Source organism: Pseudomonas sp. S49 (assembly GCF_009866785.1).
In the GTDB taxonomy this organism is placed as follows: domain Bacteria; phylum Pseudomonadota; class Gammaproteobacteria; order Pseudomonadales; family Pseudomonadaceae; genus Aquipseudomonas.
Genome location: NZ_CP019432.1, coordinates 3,683,516 through 3,709,562, shown reverse-complemented (window position 1 = coordinate 3,709,562; position 26,047 = coordinate 3,683,516). Strand labels below are relative to the sequence as shown.

The 26,047-nt window shown below is 59.6% G+C and carries 20 protein-coding genes and 2 pseudogenes; 16 read left to right on the top strand and 6 right to left on the bottom strand.

Going from position 1 to position 26,047, the window contains the following annotated elements; translation table 11 throughout:
• Window positions 1-208 precede the first annotated feature (208 nt).
• From PspS49_RS30000 to PspS49_RS16235, 11 genes and pseudogenes are all read left to right on the top strand, one after another.
• Window positions 209-538, top strand: a pseudogene (locus PspS49_RS30000) (transposase); the annotation flags it as partial.
• Between the two features lie 56 nt (window positions 539-594).
• A complete protein-coding gene (locus PspS49_RS16280) occupies window positions 595-2,193 on the top strand; it encodes a ShlB/FhaC/HecB family hemolysin secretion/activation protein (protein ID WP_160040384.1) in 1,599 nt (532 codons plus the stop codon).
• Window positions 2,194-2,207: 14 nt separating this feature from the next.
• Window positions 2,208-4,004, top strand: a complete 1,797-nt coding sequence (locus PspS49_RS16275) for a MotA/TolQ/ExbB proton channel family protein (RefSeq protein ID WP_160040381.1) — start codon at window positions 2,208-2,210, stop codon at window positions 4,002-4,004.
• Window positions 4,005-4,015: 11 nt separating this feature from the next.
• Entirely contained in the window at window positions 4,016-4,441 is a 426-nt protein-coding gene (locus PspS49_RS16270) for a biopolymer transporter ExbD (protein WP_007915482.1), read from the top strand.
• Window positions 4,442-4,444: 3 nt separating this feature from the next.
• Entirely contained in the window at window positions 4,445-5,149 is a 705-nt protein-coding gene (locus tag PspS49_RS16265) for an energy transducer TonB (protein WP_137216818.1), read from the top strand.
• 39 nt (window positions 5,150-5,188) lie between these two features.
• The gene (locus PspS49_RS16260; RefSeq protein WP_095112037.1) at window positions 5,189-6,886 is read left to right on the top strand and encodes a putative porin; all 1,698 of its coding nucleotides are present in this window, start codon (window positions 5,189-5,191) and stop codon (window positions 6,884-6,886) included.
• Between the two features lie 17 nt (window positions 6,887-6,903).
• Window positions 6,904-7,533: a DNA repair protein gene (locus tag PspS49_RS16255; RefSeq protein ID WP_160040378.1), complete on the top strand. Its 630-nt coding sequence runs from the start codon at window positions 6,904-6,906 to the stop codon at window positions 7,531-7,533.
• Window positions 7,534-7,550: 17 nt separating this feature from the next.
• Window positions 7,551-8,021, top strand: a complete 471-nt coding sequence (locus tag PspS49_RS16250; RefSeq protein WP_160040376.1) for a YbjN domain-containing protein — start codon at window positions 7,551-7,553, stop codon at window positions 8,019-8,021.
• Window positions 8,018-8,965 (top strand): peptidylprolyl isomerase, encoded by a 948-nt coding sequence (locus tag PspS49_RS16245; protein ID WP_160040374.1) that lies wholly within the window; start codon window positions 8,018-8,020, stop codon window positions 8,963-8,965. Before PspS49_RS16250 ends, PspS49_RS16245 begins: the two co-directional genes overlap by 4 nt.
• Window positions 8,966-9,121: 156 nt before the next feature.
• Entirely contained in the window at window positions 9,122-10,102 is a 981-nt protein-coding gene (locus PspS49_RS16240; RefSeq protein ID WP_160040371.1) for a LysR family transcriptional regulator, read from the top strand.
• A gap of 11 nt (window positions 10,103-10,113) precedes the next feature.
• Window positions 10,114-10,290 carry a hypothetical protein gene (locus tag PspS49_RS16235; RefSeq protein WP_160040368.1) on the top strand — a complete coding sequence of 59 codons (177 nt, stop codon included), beginning with the start codon at window positions 10,114-10,116 and terminating at the stop codon, window positions 10,288-10,290.
• A 98-nt stretch (window positions 10,291-10,388) separates the two neighbouring features.
• Here PspS49_RS16235 and PspS49_RS16230 read toward each other — a convergent pair.
• Window positions 10,389-10,747, bottom strand: a pseudogene (locus tag PspS49_RS16230) (hypothetical protein).
• Between the two features lie 581 nt (window positions 10,748-11,328).
• Window positions 11,329-15,354, bottom strand: coding sequence for a YncE family protein (locus PspS49_RS16225; RefSeq protein ID WP_160040365.1), 4,026 nt, complete (start codon window positions 15,352-15,354; stop codon window positions 11,329-11,331).
• Between the two features lie 263 nt (window positions 15,355-15,617).
• Between PspS49_RS16225 and PspS49_RS16220 the strand changes: the two genes are divergently transcribed.
• Window positions 15,618-16,136, top strand: a complete 519-nt coding sequence (locus PspS49_RS16220; RefSeq protein ID WP_160040362.1) for a GNAT family N-acetyltransferase — start codon at window positions 15,618-15,620, stop codon at window positions 16,134-16,136.
• Window position 16,137: 1 nt separating this feature from the next.
• Here PspS49_RS16220 and PspS49_RS16215 read toward each other — a convergent pair whose 3' ends face one another.
• Window positions 16,138-16,830: an aspartate/glutamate racemase family protein gene (locus tag PspS49_RS16215; RefSeq protein ID WP_160040359.1), complete on the bottom strand. Its 693-nt coding sequence runs from the start codon at window positions 16,828-16,830 to the stop codon at window positions 16,138-16,140.
• Between the two features lie 212 nt (window positions 16,831-17,042).
• On the opposite strand from PspS49_RS16215, the gene PspS49_RS16210 reads away from it, so the two are divergent.
• Window positions 17,043-17,534 (top strand): hypothetical protein, encoded by a 492-nt coding sequence (locus tag PspS49_RS16210; protein ID WP_150752254.1) that lies wholly within the window; start codon window positions 17,043-17,045, stop codon window positions 17,532-17,534.
• A gap of 301 nt (window positions 17,535-17,835) precedes the next feature.
• Here PspS49_RS16210 and PspS49_RS16205 read toward each other — a convergent pair whose 3' ends face one another.
• On the bottom strand, window positions 17,836-18,054 hold the full coding sequence (locus PspS49_RS16205; RefSeq protein ID WP_016983187.1) for a hypothetical protein: 219 nt from the start codon (window positions 18,052-18,054) through the stop codon (window positions 17,836-17,838).
• An 18-nt stretch (window positions 18,055-18,072) separates the two neighbouring features.
• Window positions 18,073-19,500 (bottom strand): cytochrome-c oxidase, cbb3-type subunit I, encoded by a 1,428-nt coding sequence (ccoN, locus tag PspS49_RS16200; RefSeq protein ID WP_160040356.1) that lies wholly within the window; start codon window positions 19,498-19,500, stop codon window positions 18,073-18,075.
• 338 nt (window positions 19,501-19,838) lie between these two features.
• Between ccoN and PspS49_RS16195 the strand changes: the two genes are divergently transcribed.
• The 3 genes from PspS49_RS16195 (at window position 19,839) to PspS49_RS16185 (ending at window position 23,182) form a co-directional block, all read left to right on the top strand.
• On the top strand, window positions 19,839-21,512 hold the full coding sequence (locus PspS49_RS16195; RefSeq protein WP_160040354.1) for a nitrite/sulfite reductase: 1,674 nt from the start codon (window positions 19,839-19,841) through the stop codon (window positions 21,510-21,512).
• On the top strand, window positions 21,509-21,988 hold the full coding sequence (locus tag PspS49_RS16190; RefSeq protein WP_127928050.1) for a DUF934 domain-containing protein: 480 nt from the start codon (window positions 21,509-21,511) through the stop codon (window positions 21,986-21,988). The genes PspS49_RS16195 and PspS49_RS16190 overlap by 4 nt, the downstream gene beginning before the upstream one ends.
• 219 nt (window positions 21,989-22,207) lie before the next feature.
• Window positions 22,208-23,182, top strand: a complete 975-nt coding sequence (locus tag PspS49_RS16185; RefSeq protein ID WP_127928048.1) for a hypothetical protein — start codon at window positions 22,208-22,210, stop codon at window positions 23,180-23,182.
• A gap of 344 nt (window positions 23,183-23,526) precedes the next feature.
• Here the strand turns inward: PspS49_RS16185 and PspS49_RS16180 are convergent, their stop codons facing one another.
• A complete protein-coding gene (locus PspS49_RS16180) occupies window positions 23,527-25,881 on the bottom strand; it encodes a tetratricopeptide repeat protein (RefSeq protein ID WP_160040351.1) in 2,355 nt (784 codons plus the stop codon).
• Between the last annotated feature and the right edge of the window lie 166 nt (window positions 25,882-26,047).

The following is a 26,047-nucleotide window of genomic DNA, read 5'->3' as shown; positions in this document are numbered from 1 at the left end:
CGCGCGCAAGAAGCCGGTTTCGGTGTATCGCTACGGCGCGCCGTGGGTCTGGATTGTCTCGCAGGATGACTGGCAGGGCGCCTTGAAAGAGGTTTCCAGCTACATCCCGCCGGGCCATTCGCTGGTGTTGCTGCGCCCGCAGATCGACGACTTGCTCGATGCCCACCGCGAGCTCCTGCACGACCTCAATGCCGAACCCGGCATGCTGATCCCCGCGCAAACGGTGATGCACATCCTGCTCCTGCAACTGCTCTATTCGGTGCCCAGCGAACAGCAACTGTATGAACAGCTCAACTACAACCTGCTGTTCCGCTGGTTCGTCGGTCTTGGCCTGAACCAGAAAGTCTGGAGCTTCAACGCCCTCAGTCGCGACATCGCCACGCTGCTCAACGAGCCACGGGCGGTGCTGCTCATTCAAAAAATCATTGGCGAAGTGTTCTGCGGCGCGTTGCTGCAAATGCCCGAGTTCTCGTTGAACTTCGCGCTTTTGCACACGTGGCTGGGCAAGCACGCCTGTGCCTCGACAGCCAGCAATTGACGCCATACACGCGGCGTTCGAAACGCCAACAGGTCATCGCGAATTCAGGGGGTAGTGTGGAACCGATTTTCAAGTCACGGCTGGCGCTGTGGGGCTGGCTGCTGGTGACGGCGGGCGCGCAGCCGGCATTGGCCGAAGAGGCCGCCAACAACGCGGCGGCCCAGCGTCTGGTCGACGTCAACGAATACTTCGTGCGCGGCAACACCGTGCTCGATGCGCGGGCCATTGAAGAAGCGGTGTACCCGTTTCTCGGCCCGCAAAAAGCCCTCAGCGATATCGAAGGCGCGCGGGACGCCTTGCAGAAGGCCTATCAGGAGCGTGGCTATCAATCGGTGTTCGTCGAGCTGCCGGAGCAAGCGGTGGCCGACGGCATCGTCTACTTGCAAGTCAGCGAAACCAAGGTCGGCCGGGTGCGCGTGGTCGGCGCCAAACACTATTCGCCGCTGGATATTCGCGACGACGTCCCGGCGCTGAAAGAAGGCGAGGTACCGGACTTCGCCAAGGTTCAGGGCGAACTGGCCCAGTTGAACAAAACCCCGGGCCGGCAAGTGATGCCGCTGGTGCGCGAGGGTCAGCGCCCCGGCACCATGGACGTCGATTTGCAGGTAGAAGACCAGAACCCGTGGACCGCCAGTGTTGGCCTCAACAACGATTACAGCGCCGACACCGAGAAGCTGCGCACGGTCACTAGCCTCGGCTACAACAACCTCTGGCAACTCGGCCATAGCGTCAACCTGACGTTCTTCACTGCGCCGCAGGAAACCGACAACGCCAAGGTCTGGTCCGGCTCCTACACCGCGCCGCTGACCGATCGCTGGAGCGTGCAGTTCTCCGGTTACCAGTCCGACAGCAACGTCGCCACCATCGGTGGCAGCAACGTACTCGGCAAGGGCCATTCCTATGGTGTGTCGGCGATTTACACGCTGCCATCGAGCGGCAACTGGTCGAACTCGCTGTCGGCCGGCATCGACTTCAAGGACTTCGACGAACGCCTGACCCTGTCCGGTGAGAGCGACAAAGTCCCGTTGCAATATGCGCCGTTCACCTTCGCCTACAACGGCTATCGCTACACCGAGAAGAGCCAGCTCGGCCTCGGCCTGAGCCTGGTCGCCGCCACTCGCAGCATTTTCGGCTACGGCAGTTCCGACGAAGATTTCGACTACAAACGCTACCGCGCCAAACCGAGTTTCGCCGTGCTCAAGGGCGATACGAATTACACCTGGACCTTCGACAGCGACTGGCAAAGCGCAAGCAAAGCAGCATTCCAGTTGGCGTCCGGGCCATTGGTTTCCAACGAACAATTCTCCGCCGGCGGCGCCACCTCGGTGCGCGGCTATCTGGCCGCCGAACGCACCGGCGATGACGGCTTGCTGCTCAGTCAGGAAGTGCGCACGCCGTCGCTGGCCAAGTACGCCGGCACGTGGATACAGGACTGGCGTTTCTACGCCTTTGCCGAAGGCGCACAACTTTACCTGCGCGACGAACTGCCGGATCAGGACGCCAATTACGCCCTGGCCAGTGTCGGCCTCGGCACCCGCGCCAGCCTGAGCAAATGGCTGTCCGGCAGCCTCGACTGGGGCTACCCGCTACTCGAAGGGCCGAACACCTCGAAACAGGAATCGCGCCTGCACTTCAACCTTCAAGCCACTTTCTGACAAGGAGCACGTTCATGCAGCGCCTCTTCCTTTCGTTGTTGATCTGCCTGGGCTTCGTGCTCCCGGCCACGGCTCAGGCCTGGTGGCAGGACGACTGGCACTACCGCAAACAGATCGCCGTCGACACCACGCCACAAGGCGCGGCGATCAATCAGGCCCTTGGCCGCACCGCGCTGCTGGTGCGCCTGCACACTGGCAATTTCACCTTCGACGGGGTGAAAGAGGACGGCGCCGATCTGCGCTTCGTCGCTGCCGATGACAAGACTGTGCTCAACCACCAGATCGAAAGCTTCGACGCGCTGATGGGCATGGCGCTGATCTGGGTCGATGTGCCAAATGTCGAGGGCGGTCAGCGCCAGGACATCTGGATGTACTACGGCAATCAGAAGGCGCCGGCGACCGGCAACGGCCAACTGACCTTTGATCCGAATTACACCGCGCTGTATCACTTCGACGGCGCCACCGGCACCCCGGCCAAAGACACCACGGCCTACGGCAATACCGCGCAAAGCGCGACCGGTGCGGTGATTGACGGTGTAGTAGGGCGCGCGTTGCAGTTCAGCAGCCAGCCGTTGTTGCTGCCGGCCAGTCCTTCGTTGCAACACAATGCGGGCAGTGCGTTCACCTTCAGTGCCTGGTTGCGTCTGGATCAGGCTAATGGCGAGCAACTGATTCTCGCTCGCCGCGAAGGCGCCAACAGTTTGCTGATCGGCGCCAACCAAGGCGTGCCGTTCGTGGAAATCGATGGCCAACGCGCTGTCGCCACGCAAGCGCTCAATCCCGGCCAATGGCAGCACGTCGCGCTGACCGCTGAAGGCGCGAAAGTGACCCTGTTCATCAACGGTCGCGAAGCGGCCACGCTCGCCCAGGCGATGCCGGCCTTCAACTCGGTCATGGCCATCGGTGCTGACGTGCACGAAGGTCCGTTCCAGCCGTTTGTGGGCGCTATCGATGAATTGCGCCTGTCGAAGGTTTCACGCCCGGCAGCGCTGTTGCTGGCCGACGCCACCTCGCAAGGCGCCGAGTCGAAACTGGTCGCTTACGGCGTCGATGAAGAGCAATCCGGGTTCGGTTTCGGCAGCCTCGGCTTCCTGCTCAACGCGGTGCCAATCGACGCCTGGGTGATCATCGCCGTGCTGGTGCTGATGATGTTCCAGTCGTGGATCATCATGCTGCGCAAGAACCGCAGCCTCAGTCGCGTGTCTGCCGCCAACGAAGACTTCCGCGTGCAGTTCGCCAAGGTCGGCACGCGTCTGGAAATGTTCGCCGACGATGCGCAACTCGCCCAGCGATTGCAGCATTCGTCGCTGTGGCGCCTGTACCTGGTGGCGGTCAAAGAAATCCGTACCCGTCGCGAGCAGGGCGCCGATACCTCCTCGGTTTCAGCGGCGACCATCGAAGCGATCCGCTGCTCGATGGACGGCGTACGTACCCGGGAAAACCAGCAACTGAGTTCGAAACTCTCGACCCTGTCCAACGCCATCGCCGGCGGCCCATACATCGGCCTGCTCGGTACGGTGCTGGGGATCATGGTGGTGTTCCTCGGCACGGCGATGGCCGGCGACGTCAACATCAACGCCATCGCTCCCGGTATGGCCGCCGCGTTGTTGGCCACGGCAATGGGCCTGTTCGTCGCGATCCCGGCGCTGTTTGGCTACAACCGCCTGATTACCCGCAACAAGGAAGTCAGCGCTGACATGCGCGTGTTCGTCGATGAGTTCATCACCCGTCTGGCGGAGATGCACGGCGAGAGTCAGTTCAGTGAGTCGTCGCATCGCGGCCATCACGCCAACCACTCTCTACCGGCCTGAGGAGCACTGACATGGCGTCCGTAAATGCCTCCCACGACGATGATGAAGATGCAGCAGTGGACAGCATCAACATCACCCCGCTGGTCGACGTGCTGATGGTGGTGCTGGTGATGTTCATCCTCACCGCCACCGCGCAGGTCTCGGGGATCCAGATCAACCTGCCCAAGGCCAGCGCCTCCGTGTCGCTGTCCGAAGCCAAGACCAAGGCGATTTCGGTGAATGACGGCGGGCAGGTGTTCCTAGACGCCTACCCGGTGACGCTGGCCGAACTGGAAGAGCGCCTGCGCATCGAGAAGGCGCAGAGCCCGGATTTCCCGGTGATCGTGCGCGGCGACGCCACGGTGCAATACCAGAAAGTCATCGAAGTGCTGGATCTGTTGCGCCGGCTCGAACTGTCCCAGGTCGGTCTTGTGACCGGCAAACCGAGTCAGGGCTGAGTCATGACCGCACAACTCCCGATCGAGCCGCTGCCGGTGAAAAAGCCAGCGCTGCGTTATGCGAAGTGGGGCGCCGGATTGCTGATCGGCGCGCTCGCTGCGTGGTTTTTGTGGCAGTGGGCCAATGACATGAGCGGCATCCGCCGCGAAGCGCCGAAGGTGCCGACGATCATTCCGTTGCCGCCACCGCCACCTCCGCCGCCGGAAAAACCACCGGAGCCGGAAACCCCGGTGGAAGAGAAAGTCGTCGAGCCGGAGCCAACGCCGGAGCCGGAAGAGGTCAAGCCCGAGGAAGAAGCGCCGCCATCACCGGCGGACGATCTGGCCAACCCGATGCAAATGGACGGCGATGCTCAAAGCGGCAGCGACGCCTTCAACATCGGCGCGGGCAAGGGTGGCGGCATGGCCGGAGCTGGCGGCGGACGTTTGGGCACGGGGACGTACAGCCAGTTTCTGGCGTTCACCTTCCAGCGCTTGCTGCGTGAAAACCCCGAACTGCGCAACCTTGCGTTTTCGCTGCAGGCCGATGTCTGGCTGAGCAGCGTTGGCGAGATCACCCGGGTCGAGCTGATCAAGTCCAGCGGCAACCCCGAAATAGATACCCAGGTGCTGGCGGCGCTGCGCGGTGCCCCGGCGCTGAGCGAACGGCCACCGGCCTCCATCACGTTGCCTGTGCGCCTGTCCCTGCAAGGGCGGCGTCCGGGTTAATTCACTTATTTACGCTTTGCCAAAAGGAGTTGTGTGCAGATGATTTCCAACGTGAATCGATTGTCCCTGGCGGTCGGCATGGTCATTGCGACCCTGGTCGGTCAGGCCGTGGCAGCGCCTGCGCCCTCGGAGAACGCCACGATCAATCTGATCCGCTTGCTGGTCGAGCAGGGCATTCTGAAGCAGGACAAGGCTGACGCACTGATCGCCCAGGCGCAGAACGAAGCGGCGCAGGCCAAACAAGCTGCGGCATCCACCGCCGTGGCGGCCGGGCCAGTGGCGGCGCCGGGCGATGTCCGTGTGCAATACGTGCCGGCAGCGGTGCGCGACCAGATCCGCGACCAGGTCAAAGCCGAAGTCATGGCCACTGCCAAACAGGAAAACTGGGCCGCGCCCAACAGCTTCCCGGAATGGGCGGCGCGCATCAGTTTCGACGGCGACATTCGCTTGCGCAATGAATCGCGCTACTACTCGGACAGCAACAGCAACGAGATCGTCGACTTCGCCAAGCTTAACAACAACGGCCCGTACGACGTAAACCCCAACAGCAGCACCAATCTGCCGCCGTTGCTCAACACCCGCGAAGACCGCACCAACCAGTTCCGCATCCGCGCACGGCTGGGCATGAAAGCCGAGATCTCGCCGCAATGGACTGCCGGTATTCGTATCGGCACCGGCTCGGACAACAACCCGGTGTCGACCACGCAAAACCTCGGCGGCGGCTTCGCCAAGAAGGATATCTGGCTCGATCAGGGCTACCTCAACTGGAAGCCTACGGATGAATTGACCCTGACCGGTGGGCGCTTCGCCAACCCGTTCATGTCCACCGACATGCTCTATTCCAACGACTTGAATTTCGACGGCGTGGCGGCGATTTTCGACCACAAACTCAATCGCGATTGGGGCGTGTTCGGCACCGTCGGCGCGTTCCCGGTGGACTACACCAACGACACCGCCAGCAGCAACGGCTTCGACAAGGAAGAGAGCGACAACAAGTGGTTGTACGGCGCGCAGATTGGCGCCAAATGGGCGATCAACAGCAACAACCGCTTGAAAGGCGCGCTGGCTTACTACCGTTTCGACGACATTCAAGGCCAGCGTTCCAGCCCTTGCGAACCGTGGGCCGGCGCACCGGGTTGCGACAGCGACGGCAGCCGTGCGGCATTCATGCAGAAGGGCAACAGCGTGTTCCTGCTGCGCGACATCACGCCGAACCCGCTCAACCCGACCACCACGCCGCAACCGCAGTTTGTTGGCCTCGCTTCGGAATTCAACCTGCTGGATCTGAACGTGGTGTGGGACGCCGACCTGCCAGAAGACTTCAAGCTGCGCAGCCAAGGCAACTACATCCACAACCTCGCCTACGACGAAGGCGACATGCGCAAGCGCTCGGCCGGGCAGATCGTCAACAACCTCGACAGCAACGGCGACATCGAAAGCGGCGCCAATGCGTGGATGGTGCAGTTCACCCTCGGCAGCGCGCTGGACCTGAAAAAGCAGGGCGACTGGAACATGTTCGCTGGCTACAAGTACATCCAGCCCGATGCCTTGCCGGACGGCTTCAACGACTCCTCGTTCCACCTCGGCGGCACCAACGCCAAGGGTTATTTCATCGGCGGCAACTACGGTCTGGCGAAGAACGTTTATGCCACCGGTCGCTGGATGAGCACCGAAGCGGTGTACGGCGCGCCGTTCGACATCGACGTCTTGCAGCTTGAGATCAACACGCGCTTCTAAGGCGCCGGGAGAGGGTTATGAAAACGCGTTTGTTGTGGCTGAGCCTCGGCTTGTTGTGCGCTACCGGTGCGAACGCCGAAGGCATGGAAGAACGCCTGCGCACGCAATTGCGCAGCACCACGCAACAGTTGCAGGCCCTGCAAAGTCAGCAGGCCCAGGCCAGCGCCGCGCAATTGGCGGCGCAAAACGAAGCCAAGGCTGCGCAGGCGCAAATCAAGCAATTGACTGCCGAACTGGCCAAGGTCAAAGGCGTTGCCGAGCAGCTCGCCGGGCAGCAACAGAGCCTGCACAGCCAGGCGCAGGCACAAGTGGCGGCCAGCGCCGAGCAGACCGGCAAGTTCAAAAAGGCCTATGACGAGTTGCTGGTCATGGCCCGTGCCAAAGAGGCAGAACGGTCTAAGCTTCAAGCGCAATTGGCTGAACGTGACACACAAGTGCAGCAATGTTCAGTCAAGAATCAGCAGATGTACGGCGTCGCCAAGCAGATCCTCACTGCCTACGAAAACATCGATGTGGCCGAGGTGATGAAGATCCGCCAGCCCTTCGCGGGCAGCGCCCGGGTCAAGTTCGATGAACTGGCTCAGGGGTTCGGTGACGAGCTCTACAAGACTCAATTCGACGCGCCGCAAGCCGCGCTCGCACACTGATGAACAAGGAAGAAACAATGACTCAATTGATCAGCCACGTATCACCAAAATCCCTGACCGAAGTCCTGCAAGCTGCGGGTTATCGCGTCAACGAAACCGAGCAGAACGGTATTGTTCAGTTGCTCAGCGCCAGCCAGGGCATCGGCTACGCCGTGCGCTTTGGTAATCCGGCGGTGGAGCAGGGCAGCTACGTCGATTTCACTTTCAGCTGTGCGCTGCGGGTGCAGGGTGAGTTGCCACAGGGTGTGGCCGAGCAGTGGAACGCCAGCCGTCGTTTTGCCCGGTTGTCGTTGCAGGGCGAGTTTCTGGTGATGGAAATGGATGTGGTGGTGGCGGCGGGCGTGAGCAACGATCACCTGCGCGGCAACCTCGAATTGTGGGATCGCCTGTTGCAGGAGTTCATCGTTTATCTGCGTGACTTCACCCAGAACGGCGGCGCGCAGACCGCCAAAGTCGCCGTTGCCGAGCAAGAGGAAGTCGCGCTGTGAAAAAGCCTGCCATGGTGATCAGCGCCGCTGCGGTGGCGCTGTTGGTGGTGGCCGTGGCGCTGGTGGTGCGGCCGGGCAGTGACCCGGTCGCCGCCCAGCAATCGTCACCGCTGGCGACGGTTGCAACGGGGCCGGCGGTGGCGCGCTTGGGCAATCAGCAAGTAACCCCTGCGGAACTTCAGACGTTGCTGGCGACGGTGCCAGCGGAGACCCGCGAGCAACTGCGCGGCAATCGTGAGGCACTGGAACGCTGGATTCGCACACGTCTGGCCGAGAAAGCGGTGCTGGAGCAGGCCGATGCCCAAGGTTGGGCGCAGCGCCCGGACGTGGCACGGCAGACCCGTGCGGCGACTGAGCAGATTGTGTTCCGTGATTACTTGCGTTCGGTCAGCCAGGTGCCGGCGGATTATCCGAGTGCAGCGGAATTGCAGCAGGCTTATGACGCGGGCAAGGCAAGCTGGCAGACCCCGGCGTTGTATCGGGTCAGTCAGATTTTCCTCGGCGTCAATGATCCGCAGAATCTTGAATCGGTGCGCAAGCAGGCGCTTGACCTGAGCAAAAAAGCCCAGGCGACGCCTGCGGAATTTGCCGCGCTGGCGACTCAATATTCGCAGGATCGCGTCACCGCTGAACGCGGCGGCGATAGCGGTCTGCAACCGTTGCAGCAATTGGTGCCGGAAGTGCGAAGCGCCGTGGCGCGGCTCAAGGTTGGCGCAGTCTCTGATCCCGTCCAAAGTGCCGCCGGGTTCCATGTGATCAAGCTCACCGAGCAACAACCCGCCCGTACCGCAACCCTCGATGAACTGCGCGATCAAATGACCCAGGCCTTGCGTGCGCAACGCCAGGAGCAAATCGCCCAAGCCTATCTGGACGGCATGCTCAACACCGCAACACTGAGCATCGACGGCGCTGAACTCAACAAAGTCCTCGAGGAAAAACACTGATTTCACCTACACCACAACCCCCCTGTAGGAGTGAGCCTGCTCGCGATAGCGGTGGGTCAGGTTAGTCAATGTCAACTGACCGGACGCTATCGCGAGCAGGCTCACTCCTACAGGGAGCTGCGTAAGACAAATACAAAGATCGACAGGGAGTCATCGATGTCATTCACCGAACCCGCAGGACGACAGGGCAACCCCGATTACCACTGGCCACACGACAACAGCGAACCGTGGCTCGCACACGCCGCGACCATCGACGCCGACGTCGTCCAATACTTCCTGGTCAGCGCCCGCTGCGGCTGTTTCATGCAAGCCGCACGCAGCCTCAACGTGCGCTCGACCTTGCTGCGCAAACAACTCGCGCAGCTTGAGCATTTACTGCAACACACGCTGTTCAGCTTTCAAGGCAGTGCCCTGAGCCTGACCCGCGAAGGCCAGCAATTGCAGGCCAAACTGGTGACGCTGGCCAACGAACGCAAACACCCGGTGATCGAACAACCATTGATTCGCCTGGCTGTCGCCGAATCGATCCTGCACGACATCCTCGGCCGCGACCTCATCGCACTGCTGCGCCGCAACGCCAGCGTACGTCTGGAAATCATCGCGCTGGACAGCGAACTGTCCCTGCGCGCCGTCAGCGCCGACATCGTGCTGTGGCTGGCCCATGGCGAAACCCCGCACCCCGGCCCGACCTTCGCCACCAGCGAACCGCAAGCGCTGGCGCGCCTCGACTACCTGCCACACATCGCCAAACGCTACTCCCGCGTCACCGCCCGCCCGGACACCCCCGACGACCTCGCCGATTTCATGCTCGTGCAATGGCAGCACGATCGGCAGATCGACAGCTTTCGTCCGTGGAATGAACTGGTTGAACAGCGTCTGGCCGGCGTGGTGCAAATGCAGTCTTATGAATTGATGCTGGAGATGATTCGCTGCAGCGCGTGCATAGGTTTGCTGCCGGCGTATATGAGCCGGTTTGATCGTGGTCTGATTGCGCTACCCGGATTATTCGCCGAACCCATGCAATTGCAGGCGTGGCTGGCCGTCAATGCTGACTCACAGAATGTGGCTGAAGTGCAGACCCTGACTGACCTGATCCACCACACCTTCAACGAACGCCACGAATGGTTCCAGCCCTGAGCGAGATTCCCGTGGAAACCAGCCTGCTGGCGATGACTATCATCACTGATGAGATGTGGGCACACCGCGAACCCTGTGGAAGCTGGTTTGCCAGCGATGCCAGCCTGACAGCCGACGCATCGACAAACTCGACACAAAAACAAAACCGCCGCCCCGATGAGTCGGAACGGCGGGTTTCGTTTGTCTGAAGATTGCTGCGCCTGTCATTCAGCCTGCGGGGGCAAGCCCGTTCCCACACATTCTGCGGTGCAAACGCAGCTGTGGGAACGATCATCGGGAGGAGGCGCTACTGCGGCAACTCCAGATTATCCATCACCCGATTCACCGCCGGTTCGCCCAGCATGATCAGTTGCGCGATCCCCAGTAGCGTCCTGCGCTGTGACGCGGGTATGAGGTGGGCGAAGTCATGGGCGATGGTTCTGGCGCAAGCGAGCGTTTCGCTGGCATCGGCCAGCAGTTCTTCGTTTTTGAAGTCGGCGGTGACGGCGTACATCCGGCGGGTCTTGCGCGGTGGCGGCGTGGAGCCGGGTGGCAGAGGTAGTGATCGAGGGCGCGGTCGGCGGCTTCGTGGAGTTTTTTCGAATCGAGGGATTCGTAGGGGGAGGTGGGGTCGGTTTCGGGAGGGTTGGGTGTTGGTTTGATCATGGTGAAGCTCCTTGATTGTTGGAGCCGCCACATTTCGCTGCGAAACGAAGAGAGGTGGCAGCTGTACGCAGGTTCGCAGACCGGGAATCAAGGTACCCGGCATACCCGAAGGTATCCCGCGCACAGCCGCCATGAAGCACCGTTGCATAAATCTTGATAGCAACGATTGGGAGCGCTGTGCGCCTTGATTGGTCCGGGCTGCGAAACCCGATCGCTGATTCGTCAGCGACCGCACCACAATAGAACCCGACCCCAAGGCGCACAAGCCGGCGGATTCTGGCTTGGCTGTAGGTAACGGCGCAAGGGTTTGTAACCTGGAGACCGTATCTGCAAGTGTCTTTTAAACGCCTTCGTTTAAATCAAAGAATTGCGCCAAACCTGACGACCCTTTCGCGAGCAAGCTTACTCTCACATTTGGAATGCGTTTCCCTGTGGGAGCGAGCTTGCTCGCGAAAGGGCCATCCCGTTCAGCAGAAAAATCCCGATCAAGCCCCGCTGTTTAAATCACTGGTTAAATAAATCCGTCCCCAAATTACGTGTCCAGATATCAGACTCTCCACAGAATGCAAACTGGTCAAACCTTAAATCTCTATGACACTTATCGTGTTTTCACCGTAATTGCAGACGTAGAGTCGACTACCGTCTTTGCTATGAATGAGTTGGCGAGGATCAGTTCCGACCGTTTTGGCAGGCCCCAACACACCGGATGGAAGGCTGATGGTCCTCACAGAGTTATTAGCTTGGTTACAAACACTTAAAGACTTTCCATCTGGGCTGACCGATATACCCCAGCCGCCAACATCTTCAATGAAGTTGATTTGTTTTTGTTGTTTAGTGTCAATTACCGCGACGCCAGACGTAGTGACGGCATAAGCAAAATCGCCGTCAGGACTGAATGCTATGTCATGACTGGTTGCCGCTATAGCAATAGAGGTTGCCAAGCCGGAATCGGTATTTATTGCAGATATAAAGTTACTTTCCGTATTGCTTGCATAGACATAAGCTTGATCCGGACTCATAGCCAGTTTTCTTGGGGCGAAACCTACCGTGACGTGAACGGACTTTAAGTCATGCAAGGTTATTATACTTATGCTGTTGCTTGATCTGTTGCAGGTATAAAGTTTGCTGTCGTCCGCGCTCAAGATAACGTCGGTAATCAGTTTTTGGGCGGAAATTACTTTTGTATGTGCGCCTGAGTGTAATTCTAGTTGAGTGACAGAGTTGTGGGCGAAATTGCCGATATATGAATATCGTTCGTTTTTATCTAACGCTATTCCGCGATTGCCTGTCAGGTTTGCATGTTTTTTAATGGTTTCGTAGTTTGATGTGTCAATCACAAACAGTGAACCGCTATTGCCAGTGGTTATGTAAAGTCGCGTGCCGTCGTCGCTCAGGGCCAAACCCCATGGTTCTTTTTCCAAAACTATTTTTCTTGCTTCGCCAAGTTTTGTTACCGTTGTTGTGGCCGCTGCTTTTAGTTTTAGTCTTTCGGCAGTCAGCGAGAAGTCTCCACTGATTATGGGGGCTTTAATTGACGAAATAGTCAGGACTCCATCTGAGCCAGTGCTGAACTCGCGCTCGCCACATCCTCCATCAGCATAAAGAAACCCATCAGGTAGTGTTAGGGTGACTATTCCCGTGACGGGGTTGTCACCAACCACAGTGCGTAGTTGTAGCTTGATATCCTTGATGCGTCCTGCAGGAGCCGCAGTGTAAGGTGCATTTTTGAACGTTAAATATTCTTCTGGTATCACTTCAAAGTTATACGCTGTTGAAGTCGGATTGCTGCCGTAATCTCCTTGAGCAGTAATTTTGTGATTTCCCACGCCAGCTGTATATGAAGTCGACCAGATGCCTTCTGCGTCGACAGTAAGGGTGTCCTGAAGAGTATTGTTATCAAATAAATGGATTGTTTGGAGTTTGCTTGCCATGCCTTTCAGTGTGAGTTCAGTCTCAACAGTTATGTCACCATCGAGGATGTCGTCGTTGCTTAGAGTGCCTTTGACCGAGTCAATGGTGGGCACTATATCCTCCACGGCCCTGATCGTATAAACCTTCACCGGCGCATCAATCGCCTCAGCCTCCTCACGACTCAACGTCAGCGCCGCTTTGAAATGCAACTCCAGCCGACTGCCATCCGCCAGATCCTTGATGGCGTTGTACGCCAGCGTATGTGTGTATTGACCGCTGTTGAACCAGTTTTGATTAACGTAGGAGGAGGGCCACGGCCATACCACGTGATGGAAGGCATCGCCGTTACTCTTCGTACCTTTGAGGTTCAGTCCTACCCGCTGATTGGCGGCTATAAACGCCCAGACGCCAGCGAGAATCGTTGCGCCCAACGTCACCTTCGATAGATCCAGCACCGTGCCCTCGGCTTGTTCAATGCTGATCTTGTCCAGCTCTGTCGCAGGCAGCGGCGTGACGCTGACGGTCAAAGGCAAAGATGGAATTGTCTGGCCTGCCGTGACTTCGTAGCTGAGTGTGAAGGTTTTGGTTTCATTGCCGATGTTGGCCGCAATGGCTTCGGCGGGAATCAGGAACTCGACGCTGCCGCTGGCGACGCCCGGTTTGGCGGGGATTTCCGGTGAGCCGACGCCGGGTGTCCCGAGCATGCTCAGTTTGATGTTATGTGTTTCGTTCATGCCGGTGTAGGCCACGATCACGCGGGCGCCCGCTTGGGCGTCGAGTGGCGCCAGGGTCACACTGGCACCATTGCCTGTGGCTTCCGGCATTTGTGGCAATGGCAAGGGGTTTTCCAGCGCCACCCCGACACTGAACTCCAACGGCTCGGCATAACTCGTCCGCCCATCCGCACGTTTGATTTCGTACCTGGCGATCACCGTCCCGCCTTCATTGCCCTTGATCTCCTCGGCCGGGATGGTGAACGGTACTTCCTTACCGGCGGTGAATTCGTTCAGCTTGATCGAATCGGGGTATTCGCCGGTGATCGAGCCGATCCAGAACATGAAGACTTCATCGCCTTTGACCGTTTCGGTGTACGGCACGGTCAGGGTTGTGCCGGCGGTGTCGGCTGGCAGAACGCCGTCCACCACGCCGGCCACCACCGGTTCAGGTAGTTCCAGGCGTGGTTCGCCGACTTGCAGTATGTCGGTGTGGATCGACTCGCGAATGGCGCGGGTGGCTGCGTACTTGTCCAGCGTGGCGAGTACCGCGTCCGCGAGCAGTTGCTGGTAGTAGAACTCCGCCGTGCCACCGTTGACCGGGGCCAGGTGTTTGCCGTCGATGCTGTACGACAACGGTTTGGCTGCGACGATGTCGTTGCGGGTGATGAGGCGAAGAGGCAAGTCAGGCAGGTAAGGTTTGAGACCAGGCGTCGTGCCGAGCATGAATATCTTGAGGACCTGGCCTTCGGCAAAGGATTTGTCGAAGGGGATCTCGAGACGCACCTGGGCCAGCGTCGGGTCCAGCGCCCCGGAGTCCTCGTCCAGCATGATCGGCGCGGCCAGTCGCTGGACTTCGCCGATGGCGCGGATGAATTGGCTTTTCGATTTCAGATCGGCGGTGCCGTCGGCTTTTTTCAGACGGTATGACAAAGTGATCTGCGACTTGGCCAACTGTCGCAGCACGGCGTTGGGGGCCTTGATTTCAATAATGCTCGGCACGCTGGTCAACGCCGCGCCTTCTACTTCCAGATCAATCGGCGCACCTTCGACCGGCGTGCCCTTGATCCTGATAAACGGGATGTCACCGATTTCGAAGCTGGCTTTGTCTGTGGCGATAATTTGCACGGTGCCGTCAGCGTCGCCCAGTTGGTCGACATCCAGCACGTTGTTCAGCGTTTCCTTGAGCAACGGCGCGATCAGCCGGGTCGCATCAACGGCCACTACCACACGCTGTTCGGGGCTCCAGTCCTCGGAACGGTTGAAGACCTTGTCGTACACCTCGAACACCACGGCTACGCCGGGCGCATCACCGGCCTCTTTGATGATCGCTTCCGTGATGCTGATGATGATCGGGGCCTTGCCTTCGGCCTGTTCCTGAGTCAGCGGCTCACTGAGCACGAAGATCCCGCCCCAACTCACGCGACAAATATCGCCGGCTGCGGCGTAGGGGTAGGGCGGTGTGCCATCGGCCTTGCCAATGCTGATCGGCACGCCTTTTTTCGCAATCTCCTCGTCGATGCCACCGTCAAGAATGTCTTGGGGAATGATCATGATCAGCTTGGAATGCCCGCCGTCACCGTTGTTATCGTGCCCGCCCGGGCGCGTCAGCTTGACCAGTACCTGCATGACTTCAGACGGTTGATCCGTGCCGCCCAACGGCTTGACGACATAGGACACCGCGAACTGACCATCGACCATGTGCCGGGAAGGCACGAACATGCGCAATTGCGTGTCGACCTCGTCCTTGAGGACGGTCTTGCCCCCCGCGTCCAGCCCGGTGCCCCAAAAGATCGTCAACCTGTCGCCACTCGCCATATTCCCCCATGGGCCGGCCTGGCACTGCAGGCCATGCAGCGGAAAGTTGCCCAGCGCGGCGGCGATGTTGATGCCCCAGACATCGGGATCCTTCGACACCGGGTCCTTGCTGCGACCCGGAATGCCGAGTTCCGCGAGTAGCAGGGGTTTGTTGGGGTTGGCCATGGCAACGACTCCGGTCGGGAAGGTGACGGAGTGATTGAACGGCTAAAAGCGAGATTGCGCACCTGTCAGATCTGACAGGTGCGGGCTGAAATCCGACATACGGTATGGAGTAGGGGCGGCAACCGTTTTCGTCCAATCAATGAAACCGGCGACCGAACGATCACTTTCGCGAGCAGGCTCGCTCCCACCATTTTCGCTCTCGCCAGGCGGGTGGCGTGCGGTTTAGAGTGGTCAGCCACACATCGATCCAGGAAGGATCCGCCATGCCCGATCACAACGCCGCCATTCACATCGAACGCTTCAGCGAGTCGCACATCGAGGCTGTCACTGCGCTCTACAACGAGCGGGCCGTCACCCGGCAGGTGTTGCAGATGCCGTTTCAGTCCGTCGACGTCTGGCGCCAACGACTGCTGGCGGAAAATGAACGGGTGTTGAAGCTGGTCGCGCTGCATCAGGGTCAGGTCATCGGCCATCTGGGGCTGGAAAACTATTCGCGGATTCGTCGCAGCCACGCCGGCAGCGTCGGTATGGCAGTCGCCGTGGCGTGGCAAGGCAAAGGCGTGGGTTCGATGCTGTTGGCGGCGGCGCTGGACGTCGCCGACAACTGGATGAATCTGCACCGCGTCGAACTCTCGGTTTACGCCGACAATGAGGCAGCCATCGGCCTCTACCGCAAATTCGGTTTCGAGGACGAAGGCCTGTTTCGCGATTACGCGGTACGCGACGGGCAGTGGGTGGACACCCTGAGCATGGCCCGTTTGCGCAGTCGTCCGAAGACCTGAATCAGTCGCCCAAGGCAAACGCCACCGCCGACTGCGCATGCAGTTCGGTGGTGTCGAGCAGGGGCAGGGCGCTGTGTTCGGGTTTGATCAACAGGCCGATTTCCGTGCAACCGAGGATGATCGCCTGCGCGCCGCGTGCGGTGAGGGATTCGATCACTCGTTGATAGATTTGCCGAGACTGATCGCTGATCACGCCGACGCAGAGTTCGTCGTAGATGATCCGGTGTACATCCTTGCGCTCTGTTTCGTCCGGCACCAATACGGTCAAACCCTTGGCGACCAGGCGTTGCTTGAGGAAATCCTGTTCCATGGTGAATGCGGTGCCGAGCAAACCGACGGTGCGAGCATCGATGTCCAGAGCTGCCTGCGCGGCCGGTTCGGCAATGTGCAAAAACGGAATGTTGATCGCCGCCTGAATCTGCTCGGCGACCTTGTGCATGGTGTTGGTACACAGCACCACGCATTCCGCGCCGCCCGCTTCCAGCCTGCGCGCAGCATCGACCAGAATCGCCGCCGCATCGTCCCAGCGCCCGGCGTGCTGGGCCTGTTCGACGGGGCCGAAATCGACGCTGTGCATCAGCAATTGCGCCGAGCGCAACGGGCCGAGACGATCACGGACTTGCTGATTGATGAGTCGATAGTATTCGGCGCTGGATTCCCAGCTCATGCCGCCGATCAGGCCGATGGTGCGCATTGAATGTCCTCAGGCAAATGACAGTGTCGAGTGTTCAGGTCTGACGGGAGTTTCCTTTTCTTCACACTTCGATACCAGCAGCAAGTGACTGTACCGCTGATCTTTCACGCAAGTGTCATGGTGCTTTGTCGGGGCGGGTGCAGGTTAAACGTACGCCGGGGCTGGTATCTGCCACTATCGACCTTTGCAGGTCCTTTCCGAGGAACACCGCTATGGACGATGTACAACAACTGGGCGAGATGCTTCGTCATTACGCCGAGAGCGAAGCGCACAAGAAGCAACTGTTCGAGACGCAATCGGCGGCTTGGGCTACACGGATTACCGCGTTGTTCGGTGATATTCAGCAATGGCTGGAACCGGTGCAGGCGCCGAATCTGCTGGAGGTGAGTCGTGAGGCGTATGTTGCATTCGGGCCGAGCACGCCGGTGGAGACCTCGACCTTCAAGACAGAGAAGCTGAGCATTGTGATTGCCGGTAAACCGGTGGAGTTTGTGCCGGATGTGATGGGCAGCGCGGGACAGATCTCGCTTGCGGTGATGGGGCTGACGGCGGCGCGTTATGGCAGCATTTCGCTGGTGGGATTGGCGAATGGTGAGTGGCAGTGGCGCAAGACCAATGGTTTGAAGGATCCGGATACGTTTGTGTTTGATGCGAACTTTCTGGCGCAGCAGTTGCAGAGTCTGATTCCTCGCGAACGCGGTTAAGATCAAGAGCTTACCCCCTCACCCCAGCCCTCTCCCCCAAGGGGGCGAGGGGAAAGGGAGCCGATCTTCATTGGTTTTGAGATTGCATTCACCTTGGATATTTCAGGTCGGTGTAACCCGAATAATCAGCTCGGTCAGTTCCCGCTCCCTCTGGGGCGAGGGGGAAAGGGGGCAGACCGAGTGCTGTTCAGAACCTGAGTTCAACTTGATATTTCAGGTCGGTGTAACCCGAACAAACGACTCGGTCAGTTCCCTCTCCCTCCGGGAGAGGGCTAGGGTGAGGGCAGCCCACCTGACACCCTCACATATCGAGATTGACCCACCCCGGCTTCGCCACCTCCGGCGCCACCGCTTTCACGGTTTTACCGGTGGCCAGCTCCACCCGCCGCGCCACCTCCGGGTCATCGGCAAACGGCACCATGCTCGCTTCATCCAGACTGTCCGCCGTCTCCCGTCGCAAGCAGTACTCCACCGCCAGCCACAGGAACACCACGCCCAACACATCAAAGAAAATCTCCATCACGAGCGGCTCCCTGCCTCAGGCGATCTGCGCTTCACGTTGGGCCAGTGCGACGTCGGCGACCCGCACCGTACGCCACACGTTGTAAGCCATCAGCAACATCCCCGTGAGGAAGAACACCCCGCCGGCAAAGCGCACGATGAATCCCGGATGACTGGCCTGCAGCGCCTCGACAAACGAATAGGTCAGCGTGCCGTCCTCGTTGATCGCCCGCCACATCAGGCCTTGGGTGATGCCGTTGACCCACATTGAGGCGATGTACAAAACCGTGCCGATGGTCGCCAGCCAGAAGTGCAGATTGATCAGCGGCGTGCTGTACATCTGCTCGCGACCAAAGACTTTCGGCACCATGTGATAGGTCGCGCCGAAGGTGATCATTGCCACCCAGCCCAAGGCGCCGGCGTGCACGTGGCCGATGGTCCAGTCGGTGTAGTGGGAGAGGGCGTTGACGGTTTTGATCGCCATCATCGGCCCTTCGAACGTCGACATGCCGTAGAACGCCAGCGACAGCACGAGAAAGCGCAGAATCGGGTCGGTGCGCAACTTATGCCAGGCGCCGGACAAGGTCATCATGCCGTTGATCATCCCGCCCCAGCTCGGCGCGAGCAGGATCAGCGACATGGCCATGCCCAGCGACTGCGCCCAGTCCGGCAGCGCGGTGTAGTGCAAATGGTGCGGGCCGGCCCAGATGTACAGGGTGATCAGCGCCCAGAAATGCACGATCGACAAGCGATACGAATACACCGGGCGATTGACCTGTTTCGGCACGAAGTAATACATCATCCCGAGAAACCCGGTGGTCAGGAAGAAGCCCACCGCGTTGTGCCCGTACCACCACTGCAACATGGCGTCGGTGGCGCCGGAATACACTGGATAGGACTTGAACCAGTCCACCGGAATCGACAGGTGGTTGACCACATGGAGCATGGCGATCACCAGAATGAACGCGCCGAAAAACCAGTTGCCGACGTAGATGTGTTTGGTCTTGCGTTGCACCACGGTGGTGAAAAACACCACGGCGTAGGCGACCCAGACCACGGCCATCCACACCGCGCCGGAGAATTCGATCTCGGCGTATTCCTTGGTGGTGGTGTAGCCCAGCGGTAGGGTGATCAGCATGATCACAATCACCGATTGCCAGCCCCAGAAGGTGAACGCGGCGAGTTTGTCCGAATACAGCCGCACCTGGCAGGTCCGCTGCACCGCGTAATAACTGGCGGCAAATTGCGCGCTGCCGGCGAAACCGAAAATCACCAGGCTGGTGTGCAGCGGGCGCAAGCGGCCGAAGGTGGTCCACGGCAGATCCAGGTTCATCTCTGGCCAGACCAGTTGCGAGGCGATAAACACGCCCATTGCCATGCCCACCACACCCCAGAAAATTGTGGCGATGACGAATTGGCGGACGACCTTGTAGTTATAAGCCTGTCCGATTGTTGCTGTACTCATGGTCAGTTCATCCACGGTTGCAAAGTCTTGCCAGGCCACCCGGTCTGGCATGAGCTGCACTGTAGAAACCCCGTCAGAAACAAAACAGGCTCAGGAATCTTTCATTTATGCGGATCAGATTGAAGGGCTGACTGCGGCGTTCTGCCGCGCCCTGATATGGTTTTTATCGCCTCAGGTGAATCTGTAACGTGCTGCGCTGCTTCGTCATAGTGCTCTGAAGAAAACTGTGGGAGCGAGCCTGCTCGCGAATGCGGTGTGTCAGCCAACAATGCAGTTGCCTGACACACCGCATTCGCGAGCAGGCTCGCTCCCACAGGAATAACTGATGAGGTGGCGGCATGTATCAATACGATGATTACGACCGGGCGCTGGTGTTCGAGCGCGTTGCGCAGTTTCGAGATCAGGTCGAGCGCTTCATGGCCGGGGAACTGAGCGAAGAGGAGTTTTTGCCGCTGCGCCTGCAAAACGGCTTGTACATGCAAAAGCACGCCTACATGCTGCGCGTGGCGATTCCCTACGGCACCTTGAGTGCCGAACAGATGCGCACGCTGGCGAGCATCGCCAGTGATTACGATCGCGGTTACGGCCACTTCACTACGCGGCAGAACATGCAGTTCAACTGGATCGAACTCGCCGAGGTGCCGGACATCCTCGAACGTCTGGCGCAGGTCAACATGCATGCGATCCAGACCTCCGGCAACTGTGTGCGCAACATCACCACCGAGGCGTTCGCGGGGGTCGCGGCGGACGAGTTGATCGACCCGCGTCCACTGGCCGAGATTCTGCGGCAGTGGTCGACGATCAACCCGGAATTCCTGTTTCTGCCGCGCAAATTCAAGATTGCCATTTGCTCGGCGAAGCAGGATCGCGCGGCGATCATGATGCACGACATCGGCCTGTATCTTTACCCCGGTCGCGACGGGCAGATGCTGCTGCGAGTGATCGTCGGCGGTGGTCTGGGGCGCACGCCGATCCTCGGTTTGCAGATCCGTGAGGGCTTGCCGTGGCAGCATTTGTTGTCCTACGTCGAAGCCGTGCTGCGCGTGTACAACCGTCACGGTCGGCGCGATAACAAGTACAAGGCGCGGATCAAGATTCTGGTCAAGGCGCTGGGCATCGAGGCGTTTGCCAAGGAAGTCGAAGAGGAATGGCGGCACCTCAAGGACGGCCCGGCGCAGTTGACCGAGGCCGAATATCAACGGGTCGCCAGCGCCTTCGTGCCGCCGGTTTATCACACCCTGGCCGACACCGATCTGGACTTCGGCACACGCCTGGCGGAAAGCCCGGCGTTTGCCCGTTGGGTCGCGCGCAACGTGCAGCCGCACAAAGTGCCGGGTTACACCAGTGTGGTGTTGTCGACCAAACCGGGCATGGCGTCGCCGCCGGGAGATGTCACCGGTGTGCAGATGCTGGCGGTGGCCGACTGGTCGCAGCGTTTCGGTTTTGGCGAGATTCGTATCGCCCATGAGCAGAACATCGTCCTGCCCGACGTGGCGAAAACCGACCTCTTTGCGTTGTGGCAACTGGCGTGCAAACACGATCTGGGCAGCGCCAACGTCGGCCTGCTCACCGACATCATTGCCTGCCCCGGCGGCGATTTCTGTGCACTGGCCAACGCCAAATCGATCCCGATCGCCCAGGCGATTCAGGCACGTTTCGATAATCTCGATTACCTACATGATTTGGGCGATATCAGCTTGAACATCTCCGGCTGCATGAACGCCTGCGGTCACCACCACATCGGCAATATCGGCATCCTCGGCGTCGATAAGAACGGCAGCGAGTGGTATCAGATCACCCTCGGCGGCGCCCAAGGCAAGCACAGCGCGCTGGGCAAAGTCATCGGCCCGTCGTTCAGCGCTGCCGAAGTGCCGCAGGTGATCGAGCGGATCATCGGCACGTTTGTGCGCTATCGCGAGCACGAAGAGTTGTTTGTCGACACCGTGGCGCGAATCGGGATGGAGCCATTCAAGGAGCGGGTCTATCCGAAGACGCTGGAGGCCACGGCATGAATAATCTGTTGCGGCTGGAGCAGGGCGTGGCGCGGATAGTGACAGACGATCCGTGGACGTTGGTGCGTGAGCCATCGACGCCAAGGCCTGATGGTTTGTTGATGCTGCCGCTGGGGCATTGGCTGGAATCGCCGTCGACCCACGCCGTGTGGCTGGGCCCGGACGATGACGTTGAAAGCCTGGTGCCGTGGTTGCGATCGTTGCCGCTGATCGCGCTGGACTTCCCGAGTTTTCGCGACGGCCGCGCTTACAGCCAGGCGTATCTGCTGCGCAGTCGTTTCGGCTGGGCAGGGGAGTTGCGTGCGATTGGCGACGTGTTGCGTGATCAGCTCAGCCATATGCGCCAGTGCGGGTTCGACAGTTTTGCGGTGCGCGAGGACAAATCTGCCGAGGATGCGCTGAAGGGGTTGGCCGGCATGAGCGTGTTGTATGGGCGTTCGGTGATCGAGCCGCGTCCGCTTTTCCGTCGGCGTTGACGGTTAAAAAAGATCGCAGCCTGCGGCAGCTCCACAGTGGATCGCGTGTAGGAGCTGCCGCAGGCTGCGATCTTTTGATCTTCGATGTACACCGGGGAAACCCCTAGAAACCTGACGAATCAGGCATTTTCCCTTGGGTCGATGGTGGCCTTTTGGTAGAGTCGCCGTCGCCAGCGGGTTTTCGGCTGGACGATGGAACCGAAGAAGGGAGTCTGATCAGTGAGTCCGGGCAAAAAAATCCTCGGCCTCACAGCGTTGCTGTTGATGGTGACGCTGTGGGCCAGTTACTTTTACGTATTCAAGGAAAACCGCAGCGGCCAGCTCGGCGGTGTCGGCGAAAGCACCGCGTGGTGCGGCACGCCACCGTCCACGGAAGCGGCGTTGCTGGGCAAGGACCAACTGACCTTGCGCGTGACCAATAACCTGCGCGGCGAGTTCATGCTCAGCGGTTCCCTGGTGGTTTCGGAGCGCACCTTCAACCGTTACGACCTGGGTCGCAATGAACTGCGCCTGCGTCTGGAACCCTTGCAGTGGTCCTACGGCGTCACGCCGATCTTCCTTGAGCAGGTCAAGGTTCAACCGCTGAGCCGTAACCTGTCGGCCACCAACAAAAGCGCCTACGCCGAACTCGAACCACGCCCGATCGGCGTGCAGGGTCAGGTCACCGAATTCCCTTTCGACACCTATCGCTACGGCTATAAACCGGTGCTCTATTACCTCAAGGGCAGCGAGCGCGTAGACCTGCGCTTCAAGAACATCACCACGTTGATGGAGATGTCCAACACCTTCACACCGATCCAGAAGTACAACCGCGTCGACTACATCAACGAGAACAACTCGATGATCCGCGATGACGACTACAAGGCTTACGGCCCGCACGAATGTGCGTTTAGCGTCGAGCGCAAAGGTTCGTTCAAGGTTGTCGTGTTGTTGCTGCTGTTGGTGCTGTGCCTGCCGTTGCTGCTGGTGTTTTACCGTAATGAGCCGGGGATCGACTTCCTCGCCACGCTGTTGGGCGCTGCGATCGTGCGGGTGCTGCTGATCGGGCCGGTGCAGGACTTCCAGTTGTACAACATCGATTTCCTGTTGGGGGCGGCGATCTTGCTGGTGGGCACGGTGTCGCTGATCAAGGCGATGCACATCAACAGCCGGCGCGAGATGGCGTTGCGTAGTGGTGAGACTTCGTCCTGGTAAATCGGTTGAACCTTGAAAAGCCCCTCACCCTAACCCTCTCCCGGAGGGAGAGGGGACTGACCGAGTTGTCTGGCGAGTGACACCGACGTGAAAAACCGAGTCGATTATGGATTCAAAGCCAATCGTTCACGTCGGTGTATTTCTTGAGTATTCCCCAATCAGTTCCCTCCCAGTGGGAGAGGGGACTGACCGAGTTGTCTGGCGAGTGACACCGACGTGAAAGACCGAGTCGATTATGGATTCAACGCCAATCGTTCACGTCGGCGTATCTCTTGAATATCCCCCAATCGGTCCCCTCTCCCTCTGGGAGAGGGCTAGGGTGAGGGAAGCCAATCTCCAGCCAATCACTTAAGCGCCGGATCCCCCATATTCATCTTCTTCCACCCCTGCAACAGCACCTGCGCCTTCGGCTCCTGCCCGCTGTCGAGATACCACTGAATCAGCGACAACCGCGCATTGCGGTTCGCCGGTTGAGCCTTGAGCAAACCTTCGAGCACCGCACACGCCTCATCGACCTTGCCACTTTCATGCAGCGCCACCGCCAGCACATAACCGTATTGAGCGTTCTGCGGCTCCAGTTGCGCGGCTTTCTTAAGTGGTGACATGGCGTCGCCAGCCTTGCCAGCGCGGATTAGCGACAAGCCTCGAGTGTGCTGCAACAACGCCGCGTCCGGATGCTGCTTGAGGCTGTCATCCAGCAGTGTCTGCGCCTCTTGGCCACGGCCATTGGCCTCCGGCCACTGCACCAGCGTCACCAGCGCCGGGTAGAAATCCGGGTCGCGCTTGAGTGCCGAGCGCAGCAGACCTTCGACTTCCGAACCTCGGCCACTGGCCTGATACAGCATCGCCAGATTCAGGTTGGCCTCGGCACGCTCCAGCAGACTCTTCTGTACCGTTTCGTACTCGGCAATCGCTGCATCCCAGTTGGCTTGCGCCGCACCGAGCCCGTTATTGCGCGCAACGCTCAACAAATCCCGCGCGGCAACGATTCGCACGGCTTTCACCGGATCGCCCAGCAACGGCGCCAACAACGGTGCGCGCTCTGGCGGCGGCAGGAATGCACTGATCGCCCGCACCGCACTTTCGCGCACCTGAGGCGCCGGGTTCTTCAGATCCAGCGTGGCCAGCTTCAAGGCCTGTTCGCTCGGATACAGCGGCAACTCCGCGAGCAACGTCGCCCGTTGAATCGCTGGCAAATTGCTGCGCTGCAACTGCTCGTACAGCGCATCAGCAGCCCCCGGCTGGCCATTGCGGATCAGCCACAGGCTTTCGTCATAGCGCGGAGCCTGGGTTGCGCTTGAGGCGCTCCACAACTTGAACTGCGCGGTGACCTTGTCGCCAGCCTTGCCCTGATGACAGGTCAGGCAAGCATCCGGGGTGCCGAGTTTCTGCGCTCGCTCCGGGTTGGGGATGCTGAAACTGTGGTCATGGCGGAAGTCGTTGCCCATGTAGAACTTGCCCGGCATGTGGCAATCCACGCACTGCGAGCCAGGCTGACCCATGGTGTGGCGGGTGTGTTCGATGGAGTCGTAGTTCTTCGCCTGCAAGCCCTTGCCATCAACGCCCTCGACCGAAGTCTTGCCGGCGGTGTTGTGGCATTGCAGGCACACCGCGTTGCCCGGGGCTTTCAGTTCGCTGCTGTGCGGGTTGTGGCAGTTGCTGCAACGCACGCCCTTGTCGAACATTTTGCTTTGCAGGAACGAGCCGTGTTCGAAGACCTCATCCTTGATCTTGCCGTCCAGCGCATACAGTTCGCGGGTGAGGATGCTCGGCAGGTAGTCGTCCATCAGGCGCTTGCCGACGGTGTAGCCATCGCCCAACGGCGCACGGCGCGCGTGGCAGCGGGCGCAGGTTTCGATCTCGACGGTGGCGTTCTTGTCCTTGAGGTCGACGTCAAAACCCTGATGGATCAGATCGGTTTTTTTCTGCGTCCATTCCAGATGGTTCGATGCTGGACCATGGCAGGCCTGGCAACCGACGCCGAGGCTGTTCCACTGACTGTTGAAGGTGTTGCTGGCCGCATCGAAATTGCGCTTGAAACCGGTGGTGTGGCACTCGACGCACATGAAGTTGGCGTTCTGGCTTGGCTTGCTCCAGTGCAGCGGATTCTTGAAGTTGACGCCTTGGCCGGGATAGAGATGAAACCAGCGATGTTTCTCGGTATCCCACGCCACGCCGAGCGCCTGCAAACGACCTTCGCCGACCTCGATCAGGTATTGCTGCAACGGCGCGATGCCGAAGGTGTAGGCGACTTTGAAGTCGGCGTTCTTGCCATTGATGCCAGGGGTATTGACCCAGAATTCATCGCCCTTGCGCGAGAATCGTGTGGTCTCGCTTTCGGCTTTGAATGTGACGTTATTGAAATCGCCGAGCATCGTTTCAGCGCTCGCCGGCTGCATCGCCAACTGGTGATGTGAACCTTGCCAGTCCTTGACCTGTTCGCTGTGGCAGCCCTGGCATTGTTGTTCATCGACCATCGTCGCCGGTTTGTTCACCACAACAGGCTGCGGCTTTACGGCTGCTGACACGCTTATTGGCGCAGGTTTTACGGGGGCGGGCGCAGGGCTGAACAGAAACCAGCCGATCCCTGCCACGGCGGCCAGCAGCACGCCAATGGTGATCGGGAACAGATATTTTGAGAGTGTAGATCGAGGCGAATCAGGGTCAGGTTGTGCTGTTTTATTTTTATGCTTGGGCATTGCGACTTCCGTAGTCCAGGTGCATTTGCCGTCGGGCGTGCGTTCAAGCCCGGTGCAGCTTTGCCGGATGACCGGTGTCTGTCAAATGACCGTTGTGATGCGCCGCGCAGCGTTGCGTGAATATTGTGCTTTGCAATCGCAATTACTGAGGTTTTAGCTATACCTG